We start from the raw sequence: 18,675 nt of genomic DNA on the forward strand, positions 1-18,675 counted from the left end.
GCGCTCACGCAGCTCGTCCGTGTACTTCCTCGGAACAGGCATGACTCCACCCTTTCGTGGGATCAGACCCTCCACCAGACCCGGGGCGATTCAGTAGTGGTGCACCAGGCTCGCGGTCGCGCTGGTGGTGGCGTACCGGATCTCGGTGGACCCGAACGGACCCTGGTCCGCGTAGAGGGTGGCGCCGCCGGCGTCGCGGGCGATGAGCAGGTTGCCGTCCGCGTCGTACACGTTGGAGGTCGTACCCGTTGGCCCGCTCGTTCCGGTGAGCCGCTCGTGGGCGTCCCAGGTGAGGGTCGTCGTCGCGGAGCCGGTGCTGATGCTCTTCTCGTTCCCGGCCGCGTCCCACCCGTAGGTGGTGCTCGAGGAGGCTGCGCCCGTCGTGGACGCCTGGGACACGGTGTGGGGCTGGCGAGCCTGGGCCGCTGGGTAGGCGTAGCTGGTTGTCGTGGTATCGCCAGCTGTGGTGGTGCTGGTCTGGGTGGTGCGGTTCCCGGTGGCGTTGTCCCAGGTCCAGCTCTGCCAGTAGGGCGCGGGCCCGCCGAGCAGGCCGGCGGCCGGGGTCTGGGCGCACCCGCCGCTGCCGGGTGTCCAGGCAAGAGTTAGATGGCCCAGCGGGTCGTAGCCGAAGCACTGGGTGTCTGACGTGGTTCCCGCTCCCGGGTCGGTCGGGCTGTCCACGACCGACGTGAGCTTTCCGGCGTCGTCGCGGGTGAAGCTCTCGTTCTCGAGGTAGCCGGTCCCCTTGTCGCGTGTGACCTGCCGGTTGAGCAGACGCCGGGTGCCGTCCTCATAGCTGTATGCCGTGTAGATGCTGGACGTGGCCACGCCCTCGGTCAGCAGCCCGACCTCTCCGTAGGCGGAGTAAGACGTCCCGGCGACAAGGCCGCTGGAGCCTCCGTTGAGGCTGTACGGGTGGCCCAAGGAGTCATAGCCAGGGCCCTGGCCCACGGCCGCGACTCCGGCGATGGTGGGCTGCACGTACGTCCGTACGCCCCCGTCGAGGTTGTACGTCTCCGTGGTGGTGTAGGTGCCGGACAGTCCGGTCTCGGAGCCGGGGATGCTCAGGTTGGTGCCGGTGGGCTGATAGAGGTTGTTGTAGCCGGTGACGGCACGGATGTATGCGTCGCCGGCCGCGTCGTAGGTGGTGGACGACGTCAGCTGGCCTTTCACGATGGTGTCGTACAGCCAGGAGGCGGTCTTGGGGCCCGCGCTGCTGCCGGTGTGTTCTTCGATCTTGCGGCCGAGCGGGTCATAGACGAACGCGAGCGTGGATCCTGTGCTGTCGGTCGTAGTGGCGATGGTGCCGTCGTCGTTGTAGCTGGTGGCGCTCGTCCCGGCGTCCGGGTCGGTGCTGGTCGTTCGGCGTCCCATGAGGTCGTATCCGCGGGTCCAGGAGTTGCCCGCGGGGTCAGTCATTGCGGTGGGGTTGCCGTTGGCGTCGTAGGCGTAGGTCGTGTCTTGGTATGCGCCGGCGGTTCCCGAGGTGGTGGTGTACTGCCGACGAGTGATGACCTGGTCGCGGGAGTCTGTCACCGTGGCGGTCGCGGTGCCTCCGGAGGGTGGGGTGACCGTCGTGGTCGGGCCGTCGTATGCCGTGACGGTCGGGTAGTAGTGGTACGTGCCGATCCCGGCGCGCATGGTGGACGTGAGCTGGCGGCTGTCGCCGTCGTACGTGAAGTCGGTTCTGGCGGGCAGGGCGCCGTTGTCGGCATTGACCAGCCCCGTGCCGGGTGCTCCGGTGGCCTTCACGGGTCCGAGCGTGCTAGCGGTGAGTCCTCGGGAGTCGTACAGCGTCTGGGTGACGATCCTGGTGCCTGTGGTGAGGTCGGCGGCAGGTGTCTGGGTCTCGACCGGGCGCAGCATCCCGTCGTAGTACCCGTATGCCGTGGTGTACGTGCCGTTGTTACGCAGCTCACCGGCGGAGACGAGGCTCGGGGCCGTGGCGTTGCCGAGGGTGTAGCCGAAGGTGCGGCTGGCTGTGGCGGTGGTCGCGCGGCCGGGGAGCCAGACGCCGGTGAGGCGCCCCATCGCGTCGTACGTGGTGGTGGTCACCTTGTTGTTCGGGTCGGTGACCGTCAGCGGCAGCCCTCGGTTGACGTCGAAGGTGGTCGTCGTCGCCTGGGGCGTGGTGGTCCCTGCTCCGGTGGTCACGGTCTGCGAGGACGTGAGACCGGCCGTGTTCTGCGTGTCGCTGGTCGTTGTCTGGTGCCCTACGGCGTCGGTCACACTGGTGACCCTGCCGTAGGTGCTCTCATAGGTCGTCGTCGCGGTGGTGACGTAGTTCGGCGTCGTGCCGGAGTAGCTCTTGAGCGTGAGGACCTTGGTCGGGTCGCCCTTCGTCAGGGCCGGGTTCGCGGTCCAGGTGGCTGCTCCGTCGTAGAGGGTCTCGCTTCCGGAGACGACATCTCCCGGGATGGCTGGGGTTGCGGCACAGCCGACCTTGACCCTCTGCACGCTGGTGCTGGCGGTGTGGATCCAGTGGGTGGTGTCGTTGGCATAGGTTGGGACGATCTGTAGGTGTCCGGGTCGATGACAACCGGGTACTGGGTCGAGTCCCCCCGCAGGAGAGCCAGATTCGGCGCTATGGTCATCGCGGATGACGTCACGGCCAGGGCGACGCCGCTTGCGTGGTCGCCCGCCACGGGCTGCTGCAGCCTCGTCGAGGCACCCGCTCCATCGACCGAGGGCGCGTTCGGGCCGCTACCGAGCAGCGCCCCGGAGGCGTCCCACATCAACGGGCTTCCGCCCTGCATGACAAGGCTTTCGGAGTCGCTGCGGACCTCGAACCCGCCCTGTGCCGTTCGCGCGAGCATGCCGCCGGTCGTGTGGACGCCGAGAGCGATGTGTTCCAGCTGGGTTTGGGCCGCGCCACGCGCTGACTTGACGACCAACGCCTCGCCGAACCCGTCCGCATGGGCTACCAGTCGCAGGTCTACGTCCGTGAACACGTCCGGGTAGGTGACGGTGTCACCCGCGACCAATGGCACGGGCAGTGTGCCGGGCCAGGACCAGGCCATCGTCGTTCCACCTCGCGAGAACGACACGAGCGGCCTCGAGCTGCCGCCGCCGGAGAACGACATCAGCGAGGTAGCGGCGACCGGGGACCAGGTCCCGTCCGGCTGCTGCATGAGGGTCGTGTCGACCGGCACCCATGTTGAGCCGGAACGCACACGCACCGGTTCCGAGGCCACCTTCAGGGTGAAGGACCCATCCGGGTTCGCGAACCGCTGCTCGGTCTCCGATGTCTCCGCAGTCACCTCCACGGCAACGCCAGAGGACCGGGCCTGCTCCGCGGCTGCGTCTGCTCCTAGGACGGCCGGTGCCCCGGGAGTGGCTGCCGCGGACGTGGCCTCGGCCTTGACCACCGCGCCTGGAAGACAGGCCCCAAGTGTGAAAGCCGCCATCACCGAACAGAATCGACGCGCACGTCCCGAGCGCTTGTAAGAACCCCTCGCCTGCGACACATCACACCCCTGTGAACTCGTGACCCACGCACACGCCACTCCGATATGGCGCTTCGAACGCGAACCGTCCTTGAAGTTGCGCGCCGCGTCAATCACCCGGAGATGTCCCGTTTCCAAAAGATGGGCAGTTTCTCGGAGTCACTGGTAGTCATCGGTGTCGTGACTGAAAGTCGTTGTGCACCAACCGAACTGGATCCGCGTTGCTTGACCTAGAACGGGAATGGCCGGTCTCTGGACCATCTCGGCGTCGCCGGAATCGTTATAGGTTCTTTATGGAGTTCCCAGCCGAAACTCATGACTCACCCTGCTATTTGGCAGCCGTACTTTACTGCCTCGTGAATGTAGGAGTGACAGGGATGCACTCGTGCCCGAGCCGGGAGGCCGGCTCGGGCACTAACGAGAGGGACGGCATACGTCGTCGGTGGACTCAGCCGCGCGAACGGGTCACCTCGTGCTGATGACCACCTTGAGCGCGTGCTGCTCTGCGGCATTCGCGAAGGTGTCGTAGGCCTCGAGCATCTGGTCGAACGTGAACCGGTGCGTCACGAACTTGCCCGGGTCGATCTCGCCCTTGGTGATCTGATCGAGAAGGTCGGGCGCCGTGGTGGCGTTGACGAGGCCGGTGGTGATGGTGATGTTGTTGATCCAGTCGCGCTCGATGGGGAACGACACGGGCGCACCGTGGACGCCGACGTTCGCGACGCGTCCGCCGGGACGGATCGAGTCGAGCGCCGTGCCGAACGTCGCGGGCAGGCCGACGGCCTCGATGGCGACGTCGACGCCGAGCCCGTCACGGCTCAGGCGCTTGAGCTCGCCGACCACGTCCGGCGTCGTCGTGATGTCGATGGTCTCCGTCGCGCCGAAGTCCTTCGACTGCGCGAGCCGGTAGGCGTTGCCGTCGACCGCAATGATCCGCGATGCACCCTGCGGGGTCGCGGTCATGATCGCGGCGAGGCCGACCGGGCCGGCGCCGATGACGGCGACGACATCGCCCTGCTTCACCGCGCCGCTGAGCACGCCGATCTCGTATCCGGTCGGCAGGATGTCGCTGAGCATCGCGCCCTGCTCGGCTGTCACTCCGTCGGGGAGCGGGATGAGGCCGTTGTCGGCGAACGGGACGCGGACCAGCTCGGCCTGGGTGCCGTCGATGAGGTGGCCGAAGATCCAGCCGATGCCGCCGAGCGTCTGGCAGTGCGACGTCAGCCCCGACCGGCAGTACTCGCACGTCCCGCACTTGCTGATGCACGAGACGATGACCCGGTCGCCGACCTTGGTCGTCGTGCACTCGGGACCCACCTCGGTCACGACGCCCACACCTTCATGGCCCAGGATCCGACCGTCGGCCACGGCGGGGACATCACCCTTGAGGATGTGCAGGTCCGTGCCGCAGATGGTCGTCGTCTCCATGCGGACGATGGCGTCCGTCGGGTCCTTGATGGTCGGGTCAGGTACGTCCTCCCAGGCCTTCTGACCGGGTCCGTGGTAGACGAGCGCTTTCATGGGACAACCCTCCTGGTCGTGCGGGCGCGGTCCGGTCCCGATGGCCGAGCCGTCAGCCCTCGAGACGATGCTCGTGTTCGCGACGGCCCCTGCCCACGGACGAAAGTCCCGAAGGATGCGCGCGGCGAGATGAGAGCGTCATACCTCCCGGCGTACCCTTGCAGTTACGTAACTGACTGGGTACACTATTGGAATGGACGCGGTATTGCAGGCTCTGGCAGATCACAGCCGCCGCACGGTGCTGGAGATCCTGAGGGACCACCCGGCGACCGCCGGCGAGCTGGCCGATGCGCTGCCGATCGCCCGTCCGGGCGTGTCCCGCCACCTGCGGGTGCTGCGGGAGGCCGGGCTGGTCGACGTACGTCAGGAGGCGCAGCGACGGATCTACAGCCTGCGGCCCGAGGCGCTGATCGAGGTCGACGAGTGGCTGGAGGGCTACCGCGCGCTGTGGGAGCACCGGCTCGATGCGCTGCACACCGAGATCGCACGAGGAAAGAAGGCGAGGAGATGAGAACCATCGGAACCATGCGGGCACTCGACGACACCCGCGGAGCGGTGCGCGTCGAGGACGTCTACGACACCGACATCGACGACCTGTGGCAGGCGTGCACCGCGCCGGAGCGGCTCGCGCGCTGGATGGCCCAGGTCTCCGGCGACCTGCGCGAAGGTGGGACGGTCCACGCCGTCTTCACCAGCACGTGGAGCGGCCCCGCCAGGATCGAGGTCTGCGACGCCCCCCACCATCTGCTGCTCACCTCCGAACCAGGCACCGACGACGAGGGTCAGGTCGAGGCCTGGCTCACCGCAGAGGGTCAGCAGACCAGGCTCGTGGTCGAGGAGCGCGGCCTGCCGCTCGGCGCCCTGCACTCCACGGGGCCGGCTGGCAAGCCCACCTGGAGGACCTCGGACGATCGCTGGCGATCGACGGGCCGGTGCATGTCGGCGGATGGTCCGAGCAGACACCGGCAGCTGGCTGGCACGCGCGCTGGACCGAGCTCACTCCCGCGTACCTGGACACGGCGGCCCGCTGATGTCCGACCTCATCACGCTGGACGGGACCACGGTCAACGCGCCCGATGCGCTCGCCCTGGCTCAGTTCTATGCCGAGATCACCGGCGGCGTCGCGAGGGGCACCTCGCACTGGGCAGCAGTCACCGGCCCGAACGGATGCATCGCATTCCAGCAGGTCGAGGACTTCCGACCCCCGCAGTGGCCCGGAAACGATGTCCCGATGCAGATGCATCTCGACTTCTTCGTCGAGGACCTCGAGGCGACCGGGGCGCGAGTTGTCGCCGCCGGGGCCACGCTGCTCGACTTCCAGCCCAACGCCGATCACTGCTTCGTGTATGCCGACCCTGCCGGGCACCCGTTCTGCCTGTCGACCTGGAGCGGACAGGGACTCGTCCGCGGTTCCGGCGGAGACGACGCCGGTTAGGCCGCTCGCTTCGCGCTCAGGGCAGATGCCGGTCCAGGCGGCGCAGCAGTGGTCCGACAACCGGCTTCTCGTGCCAGTGGTGCTCCATCACGAAGCCGCGGACGGAGTCGACCGTCCGCGCCAAGCGTGCCGACACCGACGGTGGCCCGTGACCGGCCCCAGATCGGGACCGGCGCAGGAGCCACCTCGCACAGTCGGCGCAGACGCCGACCTCCGGGTGCTGGCCCAGACGGGTCAGCTCGGCCTCCTCGAAGGTGCCGCCACAGCACCAGCACTCGGGACGACCGATTCCTTCTTCCTGCTGCGCCGCGGAGCTCACCACTACAGTGTGCGTCGCGGGGCCGCCACGCGGCGGCTTGGCGGGTCGGTGACGCGAGCCGGCCGGCATACCCCGGCCGCACGGACGGCATACTCAGGCTTCAGGAATGTCGACGACGGCCACCGGCCGGTCGGCATCGTGGAGGACCTGCCGGCTCACCGAGCCGAGCAGGGCCCGGCGGACCAGGCCCTTGCCGTGCGTGCCGACGACGATCAGCTGCGCGTCGTCGGCATGGCTCAGGATCGCTTCTGCGGCAAGGCCCTCCACCGCGACGCGCTCGACCTCCACTGACGCGGTGCCGCCCTGCGAGTCGCGAAGCGCACGCGCGATGGTTTCCTCCGCCTCCGCCTCGACGCTGGCACGCAACCGCTCGATGAGCTCCGGGTCGGCCGGAAACGCCTGGTGCATGACGTCGTACGCGGCGACGACTCTCACGCCGGTCCTACGCACTGCCGCCTCGGCGATGGCGTATCGGAGAGCGTTCGTCCCGAAGGGTGAGTCGTCGAGGCCGACGACGACCGGGCCGGTCGTCGGGAGCTCCCCCTCCCCCACGACGACGACCGGGCATTTCGCCTGGACGGTCAGCCGGTTGCTCAACGAGCCCAGCAGGGCACTCGCGGCACTGCCCAGACCGCGGCGGCCCACGACGACCAGGACGGCATCCTCGGAAGCCGCCACCAGCGTGGGGGCTGGATGGCCCAGCGTCGATCTCAGGGTGCAGGTCACACCGGGCGCCAGCTCGCGCACCCGCGCTGCCGCGGCCTCGAGCATTTCCTCGGAGAACTGAACGAACCACTCGGCGGGCTGGCTGGACGCCATGCCGTGGTAGCCGAAGAAGTCGAGATCGGGAGTGAGGCTGTACGCGTGGACGAGCTCGAGCTGCTCAGCCCCGAGCCGCGCGCGGGCCACAGCCCACTCGAGCGCCCTGCCGCTCTGAGGCGAGCCGTCGATGCCGACGACGATCCGACCGGTCATGAGAACCCCTCCCGCGAGCCAACGTCTTCGACCCTAACCCCGCGACCTAGGGATGTTCGGCTGATCCCCGTTCAGCCGTCCGCTCGGCGGCATCGAGGATGACGTCGAGTCCCATCGCGTACACGTCGTCGTCACGGAGCGAGCTGAGCTCGGCCCGCACCCGGGCAACATGTGGGTGGACGCCGGGGTCGATCGGCGCGAGGTCGCCGAGCCAGGTCGCGGTGACGTCGCTGCTGCCACCTGGATCGGCCAGCCGGTGTGCGGCCTTCGTGCTTGCCACTCCGAGTGTGTAGTTCGACAGGACTGCGTAGAAGTGCACGGCCTCGCTCGCGGGCAGGCCGGCCTTCGTCAGAAGCGCCAGGAGGATCTCGACACAGCACATCTCGCCCGGGCCGCCGGTGGTGAGGGTGTGCGCCTCGACACCGATGGAGGGGTGCGACGCGCATGCTTCCCAGGTCAGCCGCGCCAGCGCGTAGGCCTGGTCACGCCACGGGAGGGTCTGGTCGACCCCCTCGCAGACCTCGGACAGGAGCTGGTCGAAGGTCGCGCGGACGAGCTCCTCCTTGTCGCGGAAGTGCCGGTAGACGGCGGTGTGGTCCGCGTCAAGGGCGGAGCCCAGGGCACGGAAGGTGATCTGGCCGCCTTCTGCCGCAATGCCTCTCGTCGCCTCGAGGATCGACTCGCGGTTCAGCTGTGCGCGTCGTCGACCAACCCGCTGGACGCGCTCCACGGTCATCTGGGTCTCCTCCTCGAAGTTCGCCCACCGGTCGGGCGCTCGCCGGTCGGGCGTTCGCCGATCCTGACAGATCCGGCGGCACCGACCATCCAACCTCGATGTAAACAATGTAGTCAACATCGTTGACTCGACAGTCGGGTGCCACCTACTCTCGCCGCAACACCGAGTGAGAGAGGTCCTCATGGGTCCCTACGCAGATGTCGCGTTCGTCAACGGATCCCTGTTCACCGCGGGTTTCGCGCGGTCTCGGCCTGGGGCACTCGCTGTCAGGGATGACCGGATCGTCGCCGTGGGCGACGACGCGACCGAGCTCATCGGCACCGACACCGAGGTCGTCGACCTCGCGGGCGGGCTGCTCGTGCCCGGCTTCCAGGACGCCCACGTCCATCCCGTCATGGCCGGGGTGGACCTGCTGCGCTGCGAGCTCCACGGCACCCGCTCCGCGCAAGAGTGCGTGGACCGCATCGCCGAGTATGCCGTTGCTCACCCTGGGCGGGAGTGGGTCACCGGCGGCGGGTGGTCCATGGAGTTCTTCACCGGTGGCACTCCGACACGCCAGCTGCTCGACGCGGTCGTGCCGGACCGTCCCGTCTTCCTCACGAACCGCGACGGGCACGGCGCCTGGGTCAACACGGCAGCCCTCGCCCGCGCGGGTATCGACGCCAGCACCCCCGACCCCACCGACGGCCGGATCGAACGCGAGCCGGACGGCACCCCGAGCGGGACCCTGCACGAAGGCGCCATGGCACTCGTGACCAACCACACGGGCCCGGTCGGGTTCGACGACCAGTACGCGGGCCTGCTCGCCGCTCAGGACGTCCTGTTCAGCCACGGCATCACCTCGTGGCAGGACGCAGCGGTCGGCGACGTGTTCGGCCTCGGCGACGTCTTCGAGGTGTATGTGAAGGCAGCCGAGTCCGGCGAGCTCAAGGGCCGGGTCGTCGGCGCCCTGTGGTGGGACCGCGCCCGCGGCATCGAACAGGTCGAGGAGCTCGTCGACCTGAGAGCCCGAGGCACGGTCGGTCGCTTCCGCCCGCGCTCGGTCAAGATGATGCTCGACGGGGTCGCCGAGAACTTCACCGCCGCCATGACGGAGCAGTACCTCGACGGCTGTGGGTGCGCGTCCGGAAACAGCGGGCTCTCCTTCATCGATCCGATCTCCTTGCGGGAGTTCGTGACCCGTCTCGACGCGGAGGGGTTCCAGGTGCACTTCCACGCGCTGGGCGACCGCGCCGTCCGCGAGGGACTCGACGCGCTCGAGGCGTCGCGCCGCGCGAACGGCCCCACGGACAACAGGCACCACCTCGCCCACCTGCAGGTTGTCCACCCCGACGACATCGAGCGCTTCGCCCAGCTCGACGCGACCGCCAACATCCAGTCCCTCTGGGCCTGCCACGAGCCACAGATGGACGAGCTCACCATCCCGTTCCTCGGCGAGCGCCGCTCCTCCTGGCAGTACCCGTTCGGCGATCTCGTCACGGCAGGCGCCTCGGTCGCAGCGGGAAGCGACTGGCCGGTCAGCAGCCCGGACCCGATGGCGGCCATCCACGTTGCCGTCAACAGGACGTACCCGAACGCCATCCACCCGCGTCCCTTCCACCCCCGCAACCGCATCACGCTGGCCAAGGCACTGACGGCATACACGTTCGGATCGGCCCGTATCAACCATCACGATGACGAGACGGGACGGCTCCGCGTGGGCGCTCTGGCCGATCTGGCGGTTCTGGACCGCGACCCGTTCGCGGGTCGGCCGGATGAGATCGCCGAGACGCAGGTCACCCGCACCTACGTCGGCGGCGAGCTCGTGTATGCCGCCGGGTGACGCGACCCCCACCTGACCCCACCCGAAATCCCTTCCCCAACAACGACGTCGGAGGAACTCATGACCATGCGCACCGCGCGCCGACCCGCCCTTTGGGCCGGGCTCGTCGCCCTCGCACTCGGAGCCACAGCGTGCAGTGGCACTGCCGGTCAGAAGGCGGGCGGTGACGCCACCGCTGCGCAGGCGGCATACGAGCTGACGGAGTCCACGCCACAGCCGAGGGGCGACATCGACTCGTTCACCTGGTCGGTCTACGCCGAGCCTGGCTCCCTGGACTACGCGTACGCGTTCGACTACCCGCCGAACCAGGTGCTCGCCAACGTCTGCGAGAGCCTCCTGCGCTGGAAGCCCGACCTGACCATCGCGCCTGGGCTCGCGGAGAAGTACGAGAACCCGACCCCGACCACGTGGGTGTACACGATCAGGAACGGCGTCACGTTCCACGACGGGACGACCTTGACGGCGGACGACGTCGTCGCATCGCTCAAACGCCACCTGGACCCGAACGTGGGGTCCTACTGGGCCAGCGTGTTCCAGAACGTCAAGTCGATCGCGAAGACGGGTGACCGACAGGTGACCGTCACCCTCGTCAAGGCGGACTCGATGTTCAACCAGCTCATGGCAGCCAGCCCCGGCACCGTCGAGTCGGCACGGACTCTTGCCGCGGCCGGCAAGAACTACGGCAACGCCTCGACCGGCGTGAACTGCACCGGCCCCTTCGCCTTCGACTCATGGCAGCCGGGGCAGAGCATCACCCTCAAGCGCGCCGCCAGCTACTGGGACCCGGCACTCAAGGCCAAGGCCGGGTCGGTGAAGTTCGTCTTCCTCTCCGACCCGAATACCCGCGTGAACGCGTGGTCCTCCGGGCAGGTCGACGGCGGCTGGATGGTGCCGGCGAACGCCTACGCTCAGCTCAGCGCCGGCGGCGCCGGGAAGGTCTACTACGGCATCAACACCGCCGTCGTGGACCAGATCGTCAGCAACACGTCCGGCATCCTCGGCGACAAGCGCGTGCGGCAGGCGCTGCTGATGGCCACCGACCGGGCCGGCGTGGTCAAGACCGGTGAGCAGGGAGTGGCCGAGGTCGCCTCCTCCCTCGTCACCGACAGCACCCGCTCCGGGATGTCGTCGGAGCAGGTGAGCGCCGTGACCGGCGCGCTGCCGAAGTACACGTACGACCCCGCGAAGGCCAAGGCGCTGGCCAAGCAGGCGGGCGTCAACGGCCAGCGGATCGTCATCGCGACGAGCCCCGTCTTCCAGGCTGCCGACGTCGCGACCGCAGCGGTCGCTCAGGCAGCCAAGGAGATCGGCCTCGACCCCAAGATCGAGACGATCTCGCCGGACAAGTACACGACGCTGTTCTCGGACCCCGCGGCGCGCAAGGGAATCGACCTGTTCCTCACCGTCTGGTACACCTCGTCGGCCGACCCGGTCGAGTTCTACAGCGTCCTGCAGACCGGACAGTTCAGCAACTACGGAGCCTGGTCGAACAAGGCGTTCGACACCGCCATGGAGAGCGCCATCGCGACCTCGGTGACCGACCCGGCGCGCAACCAGCACATCGCCGACGCCGAGAAGATCGCCATGGAGGAGCTGCCTTGGCTGCCGCTCTACACCGCGCCGACGAGCGTGTGGCTCGGCAACCGCATCACGGGAGTCCAGCCCTCGATCGACTTCATGTACTACCCGTGGGCCGCGACGATCGGAGCCCGGTGATGGAGCTGCACCACCTGACCGCCACCGAGGCCCGTGACCTGTTCCGTCGGCGCGAGCTTTCGCCGGTCGAGCTGCTCGATGCGGTGGTTGCGCGTGCCGAGAAGGTCGAGCCGCTCGTCAACGCGCTCACCGAGACGATGCTGGACGAGGCTTACGACGCGGCGCGCGAGGCGGAGCGACGCTTCGCCGGCGACGGTCCCGAGCCGCGCGCACTCGAGGGAGTCCCCTTGGTGTTCAAGGAGGAGCAGCCGATCGCCGGCCGGACGATCGAGGAGGGGTCCATCCTGGAGCGCGGTCGCATCTCCGACGCGAGCCACCCGATCGTGCACCGCGTCTACGGCGCGGGTGCCGTCGTGCACGGCCGGTCCACCACCCCGGAGTTCTCCTGCGCCCCCTTCACCCACAGCAAGCTGTGGGGCGTCACGCGGAACCCGTGGAACCTGGACCTGACACCCGGCGGGTCGTCCGGCGGCGCCGGAGCCGTGCTCGCGGCCGGGGAGACCGTGCTGGCAACGGGATCCGACATCGGCGGGTCCATCCGGATCCCCTCGTCCTTCTGCGGCGTGGTCGGCTTCAAGCCGCCCTTCGGGCGGGTCCCCGGCATGGCGCCGTTCAACTCCGACACCTACTGCGCGGACGGGCCGATGGGACGCAGCGTCGCCGACGTGGCGCTGCTCCAGAACGTCCTGGCCGGGCCCCACCCGAGCGACCAGGCGTCGCTGCGGCCCGCGCTCGCCGTGCCCGCCGACTCGCGGCCAGTTCGCGGCATGCGCGTCGCGCTCTGCATGAACCTCGGTGACTACGAGGTGGATCCCGTGATCGAGGCGAACACGCGCGCCGCGGCGGACGCGCTCCGCTGGGACGGGGTCATCGTGGAGGAGGTCACGCTGCCGTGGATGCGGCAGCGCCTGGCCGAGACCGCCTGGGCGCACTTCGGGGCCATCTTCGGGCCGTTCATCGAGGAGGTCGCCGGCGGGTCCGGCGACCAGCTCATGGCCTACACGCGCAGCTTCGCCGCCCAGGCTCGCGAGTGGCGCGACAAGAGCTCCTCGTATGCCGCCGGGCTGGCGGCCGAGGCCGAGGTGTACCAGCCGCTCGGGGAGCTTCTGGAGAGGTACGAGGCGCTGCTCTGCCCCACGGTCGGCACCCAGGGCATCGAGGCCGCGCCTGACGACGCCGAGCCGCTCGTGTCTGTCGGAGACCGCCTCGTCCCCTGGATCGACGCGCTGCTGACCGTGCCGTTCAACATCATCGGTCGGGTCCCGGTGCTCTCGGTGCCATCGGGCATCGCGCCCAACGGCGTGCCGACGGGTGTCCAGATCGTCGGGCGCACGTACGACGACGTGACCGTGTTCCGCCTGGGATCCGCCCTCGAACGCGCCCTGGCGCTCACCACCAGCGGCGAATGGTGGCCGACCCCATGACGTCTGGCGCGGCATACGTCGCACGGAAGATCGCCGCCGTACTGACGACCCTGCTCGCGGCGTCGTTCCTCGTGTTCGCATCGCTCTACGTCGCACCGGGTGACCCGATCGACTTCCTCATCCGGGGTCGCAGCCCGTCGGCGGAGGCGATCGCCGCGGTCAAAGCCCAGTACTGGCTCGACCAGCCGTTCCTCTCGCAGTACCTTCACTGGCTCAGTGGGGTGCTGCACGGCGACCTGGGCCGCTCGTTCCTCTTCCGGGAGGACGTCCGGACGCTCATCAGCGCGCGGCTCGGCACCACGCTGACGCTGCTGGCGATGTCAGCAGTGCTGATCACCATGGTCGGCCTCGGAGCCGGGATCATCGGGTCCCTCGCCGCGGGTGCGTTCGCCGACCGCGCCGTGCTCGTGCTCACGACGGTGCTTGCCGCGGTGCCATCCTTCGTCGCATCGATCCTGCTGATCTCCGTGTTCGCGGTCCGGCTCGGGTGGTTCCCGACCTTCGGTCCCGGCGACGGAGGCTGGGACCGGATCCAGCATCTGTTCCTGCCGGCAGTCGCCCTGTCTCTCACGTTCATCGCGCTCGTCGGACGCGTGACGCGGTCGGCCATGCTCGAGGAGCTGGGCCGCGAGCATGTCGAGGTCGCGATGAGCCGGGGACTGCCTCGGCACACCGTGGTGCGTCGGCACGTGCTGCGCAACGCACTCGGCCCCATCACGACGATCTCCGGTCTGCTCGTGGCCGGGCTGCTCGTCAGCAGCTCGGTCGTCGAGTCCGCGTTCGGGCTCAACGGTCTCGGGTCACTGCTGGTGCAGTCGGTCGACACCGGCGACTTCCCCGTCGTGCAGGCGATCGTCCTGATCGTGGTCTCGGCCTTCGTGCTCGTGAACCTCGTCGTCGATCTCCTGCAGCCGGTCATCGACCCGCGCACCGTCGCCGGGGCAGGTGCCCGATGACCGCGCTGGCTGCGACCGCGCTCGGCTCTGGTCGCATGACCGCGCTGCGTAGGCGGGGCGGATCCTGGCTGGTCGTCGTGTCCGGTGCGGTCCTGTTGGCGTTCGTCCTCGTAGCCCTGCTCGCGCCACTGCTGGCGCCATACGACCCGACGACTCCCGACCTCGCCGACGCGCTCGCCCCACCCAGCCCGCAGCACTGGCTCGGCACGGACCAGCTCGGCCGTGACACGTTGTCTCGCCTGGTCTTCGGCGCCCGCAGCAGCCTGATCGGCCCGCTCGCCGTCGTCGTCGTGTCCACGCTCCTCGGCGTCGTGCTCGGACTGGTCGCCGGCTGGCGCGGCGGCTGGGTCGACGCGACCCTGAGCCGGGTCTTCGACATTCTGTTCGCGTTCCCGGGTCTGCTGCTGGCGATTCTCGCGGTGTCGCTCTTCGGAAAGGGCCTGGGGGCACCGGTCGTCGCGATGGCGATCGCGTACACGCCGTTCCTGGCACGGCAGGTGCGCGGGCTGGTGCTGTCGGCGAAGTCGCGAACCTACGTCGCGGCATACCTCGTGCAGGGTTTCGCCCCGACGGACGTCGCATTCCGCCGGGTGCTGCCCAACATCGCACCGACCGTGCTGGCGCAGGCGACAGTCATGTTCGGCTACGCACTCCTGGATCTGGCGGCGCTGTCGTTCCTCGGGCTCGGCGTCCAGCCGCCGACGCCCGACTGGGGTGCGATGATCAACGAGAGCCGCGGCGCGGTGCTGCTCGGGGAGCCGCTGAGCGCCGTCGTGCCATCGCTGGCAGTGATCCTCACGGTGGTCGCGTTCAACGTGGTCGGCGAGGAGATCGGCGACCGGATCTCGGGGAGGAACGCATGACCGCCTCGCTCTACCGTCGGCCGTTGCTGGACCTGTCGGGCCTCGCGGTGCAGGTACCCGGCGCTGCGCGTCCGGTGCTCGCCGACGTCGACCTGACGCTCATCCCGGGCGAGGTCGTCGGCCTGGTCGGCGAGTCCGGATCAGGCAAGTCGGTCACGGCGCGCGCGGTCCTCGGCCTGCTGCCCCGAGGTGCAAAGGTGTCAGGCAGCATCACGGTGGACGGGGTCGACGTCCTGTCCGCCAGGACGGACGCGCTCCGGGCGCTCCGCTCCGAGACCGTCTCCATGGTCTTTCAGGACCCCCGAGCGGGGATCAACCCGCTGCGGCGGATCGGCGACTACCTGACGGAGTCGCTGCGGCTCAATGCCAAGGTCGACGTCGCCGCGGCCACCGCTCGTGCCCTCGAGCTGCTTGGTGCCGTGGGGCTCCCGGACCCCGAACGACACCTGCGTCAGTACCCCCACGAGCTGTCCGGCGGAATGCTGCAGCGTGTCATGATCGCCGGCGCGCTCATGGGTCGCCCGAGCCTGCTGCTCTGCGACGAGCCCACGACAGCCCTGGACGTCACCACCCAGGCAGAGATCATGACCATCCTCGGGCGGCTTCAGCGGGAGCAGGAGATGGGGATGCTGTTCATCACCCACGACCTCGACCTCGCGGCCCAGGTCTGCGATCGCGTGCACGTCTTGTATGCCGGCCGGATCGTCGAGCACGCCACTGCCCGTGAGCTTTTCGACTCACCGCGTCACCCGTACACAGCCGGGCTGCTGAGCTCGACGCCTCGCCTCGACTCGGTGAGCACACGGCTCGTGCCCATCCCGGGAAGCCCGCTGAGCCTGGACGAGGACCCCCCGGGCTGCGCCTTCGCACCGCGCTGCGTCTTCGCCCGGTCAGGGGTCTGCGACGCCGAGACACCACCGCTGGTCGAGTCAGCCGGCCGGTCCCTGCGCTGTGTCCGCGCGGCCGAGCTCGGCGAGGCTCTCGACGGGTCGCGCGAGATCGCGAGGAGCACCACATGACGACGACCGCTCCCCCGCTGCTCGAGGTGCGGGACCTGCACAAGAGCTACCGGAGTCACGGGACCACCGTCGACGCGGTTTCCGGGATCGGCTTCACACTCCGACCGGGCCGGTCGCTCGGCATCGTCGGCGAGTCCGGGTCGGGCAAGTCGACGACAGCCCGGCTGCTGGTCGGGCTGGAGGAGCCCGATGCCGGGCACATCCTCCTGCACGGGGCCGCGCCGGCTGGCTCCCGGGGGCGACGTGCCAGGCTGGCGCGGGCACAGGGCATGCAGATCGTGTTCCAGGACCCGTACCTCTCGCTCGACCCCCGGGTGCCGGTCGGCGCGGCGATCGAGGCCGTGCTGAGGCTGCACACCGGCCTGCGGCGTCGCGCCCGTGGCACCAGAGCTACCGAGCTGCTGCACCAGGTGGGACTTGGCCCCCGGGAGGCGGATGCGCTCCCCCGGCAGCTGTCGGGAGGCCAGCGCCAGCGCGTCGCGATCGCTCGGGCCCTCGCCGTCGAGCCCCAGGTGCTCGTCCTGGACGAGGCGGTGTCGGCGCTCGACGTCTCGGTCCAGGCCCAGGTCCTGAACCTTCTCGGTGATATCCGGCGCGACACCGGGATCGGGCTCGTGTTCATCAGCCACGACCTTGCTGTCGTCCGCTACGTCTGCGACCACACCCTCGTCATGCGTCGGGGCCGGGTCGTCGAGGACGGTGCGACGGCCCAGGTGCTGGGCAACCCGCGGCACGCGTACACCCGGCTGCTGCTGTCAGCCGTGCCGCGACCACGCTGGGCGACGCGGTAACGGCGCACGTGGGCGGGGCCGGGGCGGATGGCTAGGTGCGTTCGTCACGCGAAGATATGTGGCCGTGGCGGCGTAGTGGCTCGACCGCGTCGGCAGACTCGACCGCCGGACGGGCGCTGCGGGCCCACGACCCGTAGCGCTGCGCCCAGGGCGTCGCCGTGAGGCCGTGCGCGAGCACGCTGAGCACGACCGTGATCGCGACGACGCCCAGCACGGTAGCGACCGCGGGCTCGGCGTCGAGCGACTCGTACGCGATCAGCGCGAAGATGATCGACGCCAGTCCGCGCGGGCCGAACCAGCCGACGAATGCGATGGTCTGCGGCCGCAGCCCGGACCCGAGAAGCGAGAGTGCGACCGGCACCATGCGCAGCACCGTCAGCGACAGGACGGCGAACACCAGGTTCTGCCACGTGGCAAGCGGCGCGAGATGTGCCGCCGCGACGGCACCGAAGACCATCCAGACGCCGAAGCCCAGGAGGGTCGACGTCAGTCCGGTGTAGGCGACCGTGTCGTGCGCGTCCGTCACGCTCGTCTGGCTCGCTGCGTATGCCGTCCCGGCCACGAACGCGGCTATGAATCCGTTGCCGCCCAGGGCGTGCCCCCCGTAGTAGCAGAGCACCGGGACGGCAAGCGTCGCGAGAGGAAGCAGAGCCCGCTCCGCCCAGGCGCGGTTTCGGGCCAGCTCGACCAGGAGCCCGGAAAGGTATCCGACACAGGCACCGACGACGGCACCGACGACGATCTCCCGCATTGCCGTCACGAAGCCATGCTCCGCCGAGCCGTCGGCGAACCCGCTGGCCGCAGCAACTGCGAACAGGACGACGGGAGTTGCCAGTCCGTCGTTGAGGCCGCTCTCGACGTTGAGGATGCGGCGGACCCGTGAAGGCACGACGGGGTTCTGCACGGTCGCAGCGCCCAGGCCGGCGTCGGTCGGCGCCAGGGCCGCAGCCAGCAGGAGGGCGAGCCACACGCCGATCTCCGGGAACATGACCCGCGCCAGAAGGAACCCCGCGCCGATGGTGAGCGGCAGGCCCACGAGCAACAGTCGCACGGTGAAGCCCGCGTCCGACCGCAGCTCACGCGGCTGGAGCTCCGCCGCGTCGTGGAAGAGCACCAGGACCAGCGTGACCTCGGCAAGCGTCCGGATCGCTGCACCCTCGCCCTCGGGCTCGAGCACGGACAGCAGCGCAAGACCGCTGCCCGCGACGAGGAAGACCATGGGACCGGTCAGGTAGGCGCGGCTGAAGCGGGCCGAGAGGCTGACGAACCCGATGACCAGCAGCGCGAAGACACAGATCGCCGCGACCATCGCACCCTCCTCGCCTGCCGCACCGCACCGCGGCCTCGCGGGGAAGTCCGGTGCGGTCGGATCCATGCTGATGGCGAGGGTCTGTGCGACGGCACACCCGCCAGGGGTGACTTGAGCGCGCGAGCGACCATGGCACCGGGCGACGCAGGCACGGGGAACCCTGCCAGCGGGCAACCCTGGCAGCGGGCAACCCTGCACCTGTCCGGCCGACCGGGCCTCCCTCCCGGTCGAGTGGGCGCCCCGTCCCACCAGTCACACGACGTGGCTCAGGGGCAGGTCAGGATGCCGGCCACGTATGCCGGCATCCTGATCTGCCACTACTGAAGGCCGGCCGGAACGCCGC

15 protein-coding genes and 1 pseudogene are annotated in these 18,675 nt (G+C 69.4%); 10 read left to right on the forward strand and 6 right to left on the reverse strand.

What is annotated here, in order from left to right; genetic code table 11:
• Nucleotides 1–90: 90 nt before the first annotated feature.
• Nucleotides 91–2,457: an RHS repeat domain-containing protein gene (locus ACWEOW_RS12925; RefSeq protein WP_452269611.1), complete on the reverse strand. Its 2,367-nt coding sequence runs from the start codon at nt 2,455–2,457 to the stop codon at nt 91–93.
• Nucleotides 2,458–3,911: 1,454 nt separating this feature from the next.
• On the reverse strand, nt 3,912–4,967 hold the full coding sequence (locus ACWEOW_RS12930; RefSeq protein WP_452269612.1) for a zinc-dependent alcohol dehydrogenase family protein: 1,056 nt from the start codon (nt 4,965–4,967) through the stop codon (nt 3,912–3,914).
• 193 nt (nt 4,968–5,160) lie between these two features.
• On the opposite strand from ACWEOW_RS12930, the gene ACWEOW_RS12935 reads away from it, so the two are divergent.
• From ACWEOW_RS12935 to ACWEOW_RS12945, 3 genes and pseudogenes are all read left to right on the forward strand, one after another.
• Nucleotides 5,161–5,478: an ArsR/SmtB family transcription factor gene (locus ACWEOW_RS12935; protein WP_452269613.1), complete on the forward strand. Its 318-nt coding sequence runs from the start codon at nt 5,161–5,163 to the stop codon at nt 5,476–5,478.
• A gap of 125 nt (nt 5,479–5,603) precedes the next feature.
• Nucleotides 5,604–5,771 (forward strand): annotated as a pseudogene (locus tag ACWEOW_RS12940) (hypothetical protein); the annotation flags it as partial.
• Between the two features lie 226 nt (nt 5,772–5,997).
• Nucleotides 5,998–6,402 carry a VOC family protein gene (locus ACWEOW_RS12945; protein ID WP_452269614.1) on the forward strand — a complete coding sequence of 135 codons (405 nt, stop codon included), beginning with the start codon at nt 5,998–6,000 and terminating at the stop codon, nt 6,400–6,402.
• 16 nt (nt 6,403–6,418) lie between these two features.
• On the opposite strand, the gene ACWEOW_RS12950 is transcribed toward ACWEOW_RS12945, so the two are convergent.
• The 3 genes from ACWEOW_RS12950 to ACWEOW_RS12960 all read right to left on the reverse strand — a co-directional run bounded on the left by ACWEOW_RS12950 (nt 6,419) and on the right by ACWEOW_RS12960 (nt 8,432).
• Nucleotides 6,419–6,721 carry a hypothetical protein gene (locus ACWEOW_RS12950; protein WP_452269615.1) on the reverse strand — a complete coding sequence of 101 codons (303 nt, stop codon included), beginning with the start codon at nt 6,719–6,721 and terminating at the stop codon, nt 6,419–6,421.
• A 93-nt stretch (nt 6,722–6,814) separates the two neighbouring features.
• Entirely contained in the window at nt 6,815–7,696 is an 882-nt protein-coding gene (locus ACWEOW_RS12955) for a universal stress protein (protein WP_452269616.1), read from the reverse strand.
• 46 nt (nt 7,697–7,742) lie between these two features.
• The gene (locus ACWEOW_RS12960; protein WP_452269617.1) at nt 7,743–8,432 is read right to left on the reverse strand and encodes a TetR/AcrR family transcriptional regulator; all 690 of its coding nucleotides are present in this window, start codon (nt 8,430–8,432) and stop codon (nt 7,743–7,745) included.
• A 181-nt stretch (nt 8,433–8,613) separates the two neighbouring features.
• Between ACWEOW_RS12960 and ACWEOW_RS12965 the strand changes: the two genes are divergently transcribed.
• The 7 genes from ACWEOW_RS12965 to ACWEOW_RS12995 are packed head-to-tail and all read left to right on the forward strand — an operon-like array spanning nt 8,614 to nt 17,023.
• Complete coding sequence (locus ACWEOW_RS12965; protein ID WP_452269618.1) at nt 8,614–10,254, forward strand: amidohydrolase; 1,641 nt, start codon at nt 8,614–8,616, stop codon at nt 10,252–10,254.
• Nucleotides 10,255–10,314: 60 nt separating this feature from the next.
• Nucleotides 10,315–11,970, forward strand: coding sequence for an ABC transporter substrate-binding protein (locus tag ACWEOW_RS12970; RefSeq protein ID WP_452269619.1), 1,656 nt, complete (start codon nt 10,315–10,317; stop codon nt 11,968–11,970).
• On the forward strand, nt 11,970–13,394 hold the full coding sequence (locus tag ACWEOW_RS12975) for an amidase (RefSeq protein WP_452269620.1): 1,425 nt from the start codon (nt 11,970–11,972) through the stop codon (nt 13,392–13,394). The genes ACWEOW_RS12970 and ACWEOW_RS12975 overlap by 1 nt, the downstream gene beginning before the upstream one ends.
• Nucleotides 13,391–14,350 (forward strand): ABC transporter permease, encoded by a 960-nt coding sequence (locus tag ACWEOW_RS12980; RefSeq protein WP_452269621.1) that lies wholly within the window; start codon nt 13,391–13,393, stop codon nt 14,348–14,350. The genes ACWEOW_RS12975 and ACWEOW_RS12980 overlap by 4 nt, the downstream gene beginning before the upstream one ends.
• The gene (locus ACWEOW_RS12985; protein ID WP_452269622.1) at nt 14,347–15,213 is read left to right on the forward strand and encodes an ABC transporter permease; all 867 of its coding nucleotides are present in this window, start codon (nt 14,347–14,349) and stop codon (nt 15,211–15,213) included. The genes ACWEOW_RS12980 and ACWEOW_RS12985 overlap by 4 nt, the downstream gene beginning before the upstream one ends.
• Nucleotides 15,210–16,232, forward strand: a complete 1,023-nt coding sequence (locus tag ACWEOW_RS12990; RefSeq protein WP_452269623.1) for an ABC transporter ATP-binding protein — start codon at nt 15,210–15,212, stop codon at nt 16,230–16,232. Before ACWEOW_RS12985 ends, ACWEOW_RS12990 begins: the two co-directional genes overlap by 4 nt.
• Nucleotides 16,229–17,023 carry an ABC transporter ATP-binding protein gene (locus ACWEOW_RS12995; RefSeq protein ID WP_452269624.1) on the forward strand — a complete coding sequence of 265 codons (795 nt, stop codon included), beginning with the start codon at nt 16,229–16,231 and terminating at the stop codon, nt 17,021–17,023. The genes ACWEOW_RS12990 and ACWEOW_RS12995 overlap by 4 nt, the downstream gene beginning before the upstream one ends.
• A gap of 31 nt (nt 17,024–17,054) precedes the next feature.
• Here the strand turns inward: ACWEOW_RS12995 and ACWEOW_RS13000 are convergent, their stop codons facing one another.
• Nucleotides 17,055–18,398 carry a cation:proton antiporter gene (locus ACWEOW_RS13000; RefSeq protein ID WP_452269625.1) on the reverse strand — a complete coding sequence of 448 codons (1,344 nt, stop codon included), beginning with the start codon at nt 18,396–18,398 and terminating at the stop codon, nt 17,055–17,057.
• Between the last annotated feature and the right edge of the window lie 277 nt (nt 18,399–18,675).

It is taken from the genome of Monashia sp. NPDC004114 (genome assembly GCF_053603855.1).

What these genes read in the sequence shown, in the direction of transcription:
- ACWEOW_RS12930 (WP_452269612.1), bottom strand. Translation starts at nt 4,967, where the DNA reads ATGAAAGCGCTCGTCTACCACGGACCCGGTCAGAAGGCCTGGGAGGAC.
- ACWEOW_RS12935 (WP_452269613.1), top strand. Translation starts at nt 5,161, where the DNA reads ATGGACGCGGTATTGCAGGCTCTGGCAGATCACAGCCGCCGCACGGTG.
- ACWEOW_RS12945 (WP_452269614.1), top strand. Translation starts at nt 5,998, where the DNA reads ATGTCCGACCTCATCACGCTGGACGGGACCACGGTCAACGCGCCCGAT.
- ACWEOW_RS12955 (WP_452269616.1), bottom strand. Translation starts at nt 7,696, where the DNA reads ATGACCGGTCGGATCGTCGTCGGCATCGACGGCTCGCCTCAGAGCGGC.
- ACWEOW_RS12960 (WP_452269617.1), bottom strand. Translation starts at nt 8,432, where the DNA reads ATGACCGTGGAGCGCGTCCAGCGGGTTGGTCGACGACGCGCACAGCTG.
- ACWEOW_RS12965 (WP_452269618.1), top strand. Translation starts at nt 8,614, where the DNA reads ATGGGTCCCTACGCAGATGTCGCGTTCGTCAACGGATCCCTGTTCACC.
- ACWEOW_RS12970 (WP_452269619.1), top strand. Translation starts at nt 10,315, where the DNA reads ATGACCATGCGCACCGCGCGCCGACCCGCCCTTTGGGCCGGGCTCGTC.
- ACWEOW_RS12975 (WP_452269620.1), top strand. Translation starts at nt 11,970, where the DNA reads ATGGAGCTGCACCACCTGACCGCCACCGAGGCCCGTGACCTGTTCCGT.
- ACWEOW_RS12980 (WP_452269621.1), top strand. Translation starts at nt 13,391, where the DNA reads ATGACGTCTGGCGCGGCATACGTCGCACGGAAGATCGCCGCCGTACTG.
- ACWEOW_RS12985 (WP_452269622.1), top strand. Translation starts at nt 14,347, where the DNA reads ATGACCGCGCTGGCTGCGACCGCGCTCGGCTCTGGTCGCATGACCGCG.
- ACWEOW_RS12990 (WP_452269623.1), top strand. Translation starts at nt 15,210, where the DNA reads ATGACCGCCTCGCTCTACCGTCGGCCGTTGCTGGACCTGTCGGGCCTC.
- ACWEOW_RS12995 (WP_452269624.1), top strand. Translation starts at nt 16,229, where the DNA reads ATGACGACGACCGCTCCCCCGCTGCTCGAGGTGCGGGACCTGCACAAG.
- ACWEOW_RS13000 (WP_452269625.1), bottom strand. Translation starts at nt 18,398, where the DNA reads ATGGATCCGACCGCACCGGACTTCCCCGCGAGGCCGCGGTGCGGTGCG.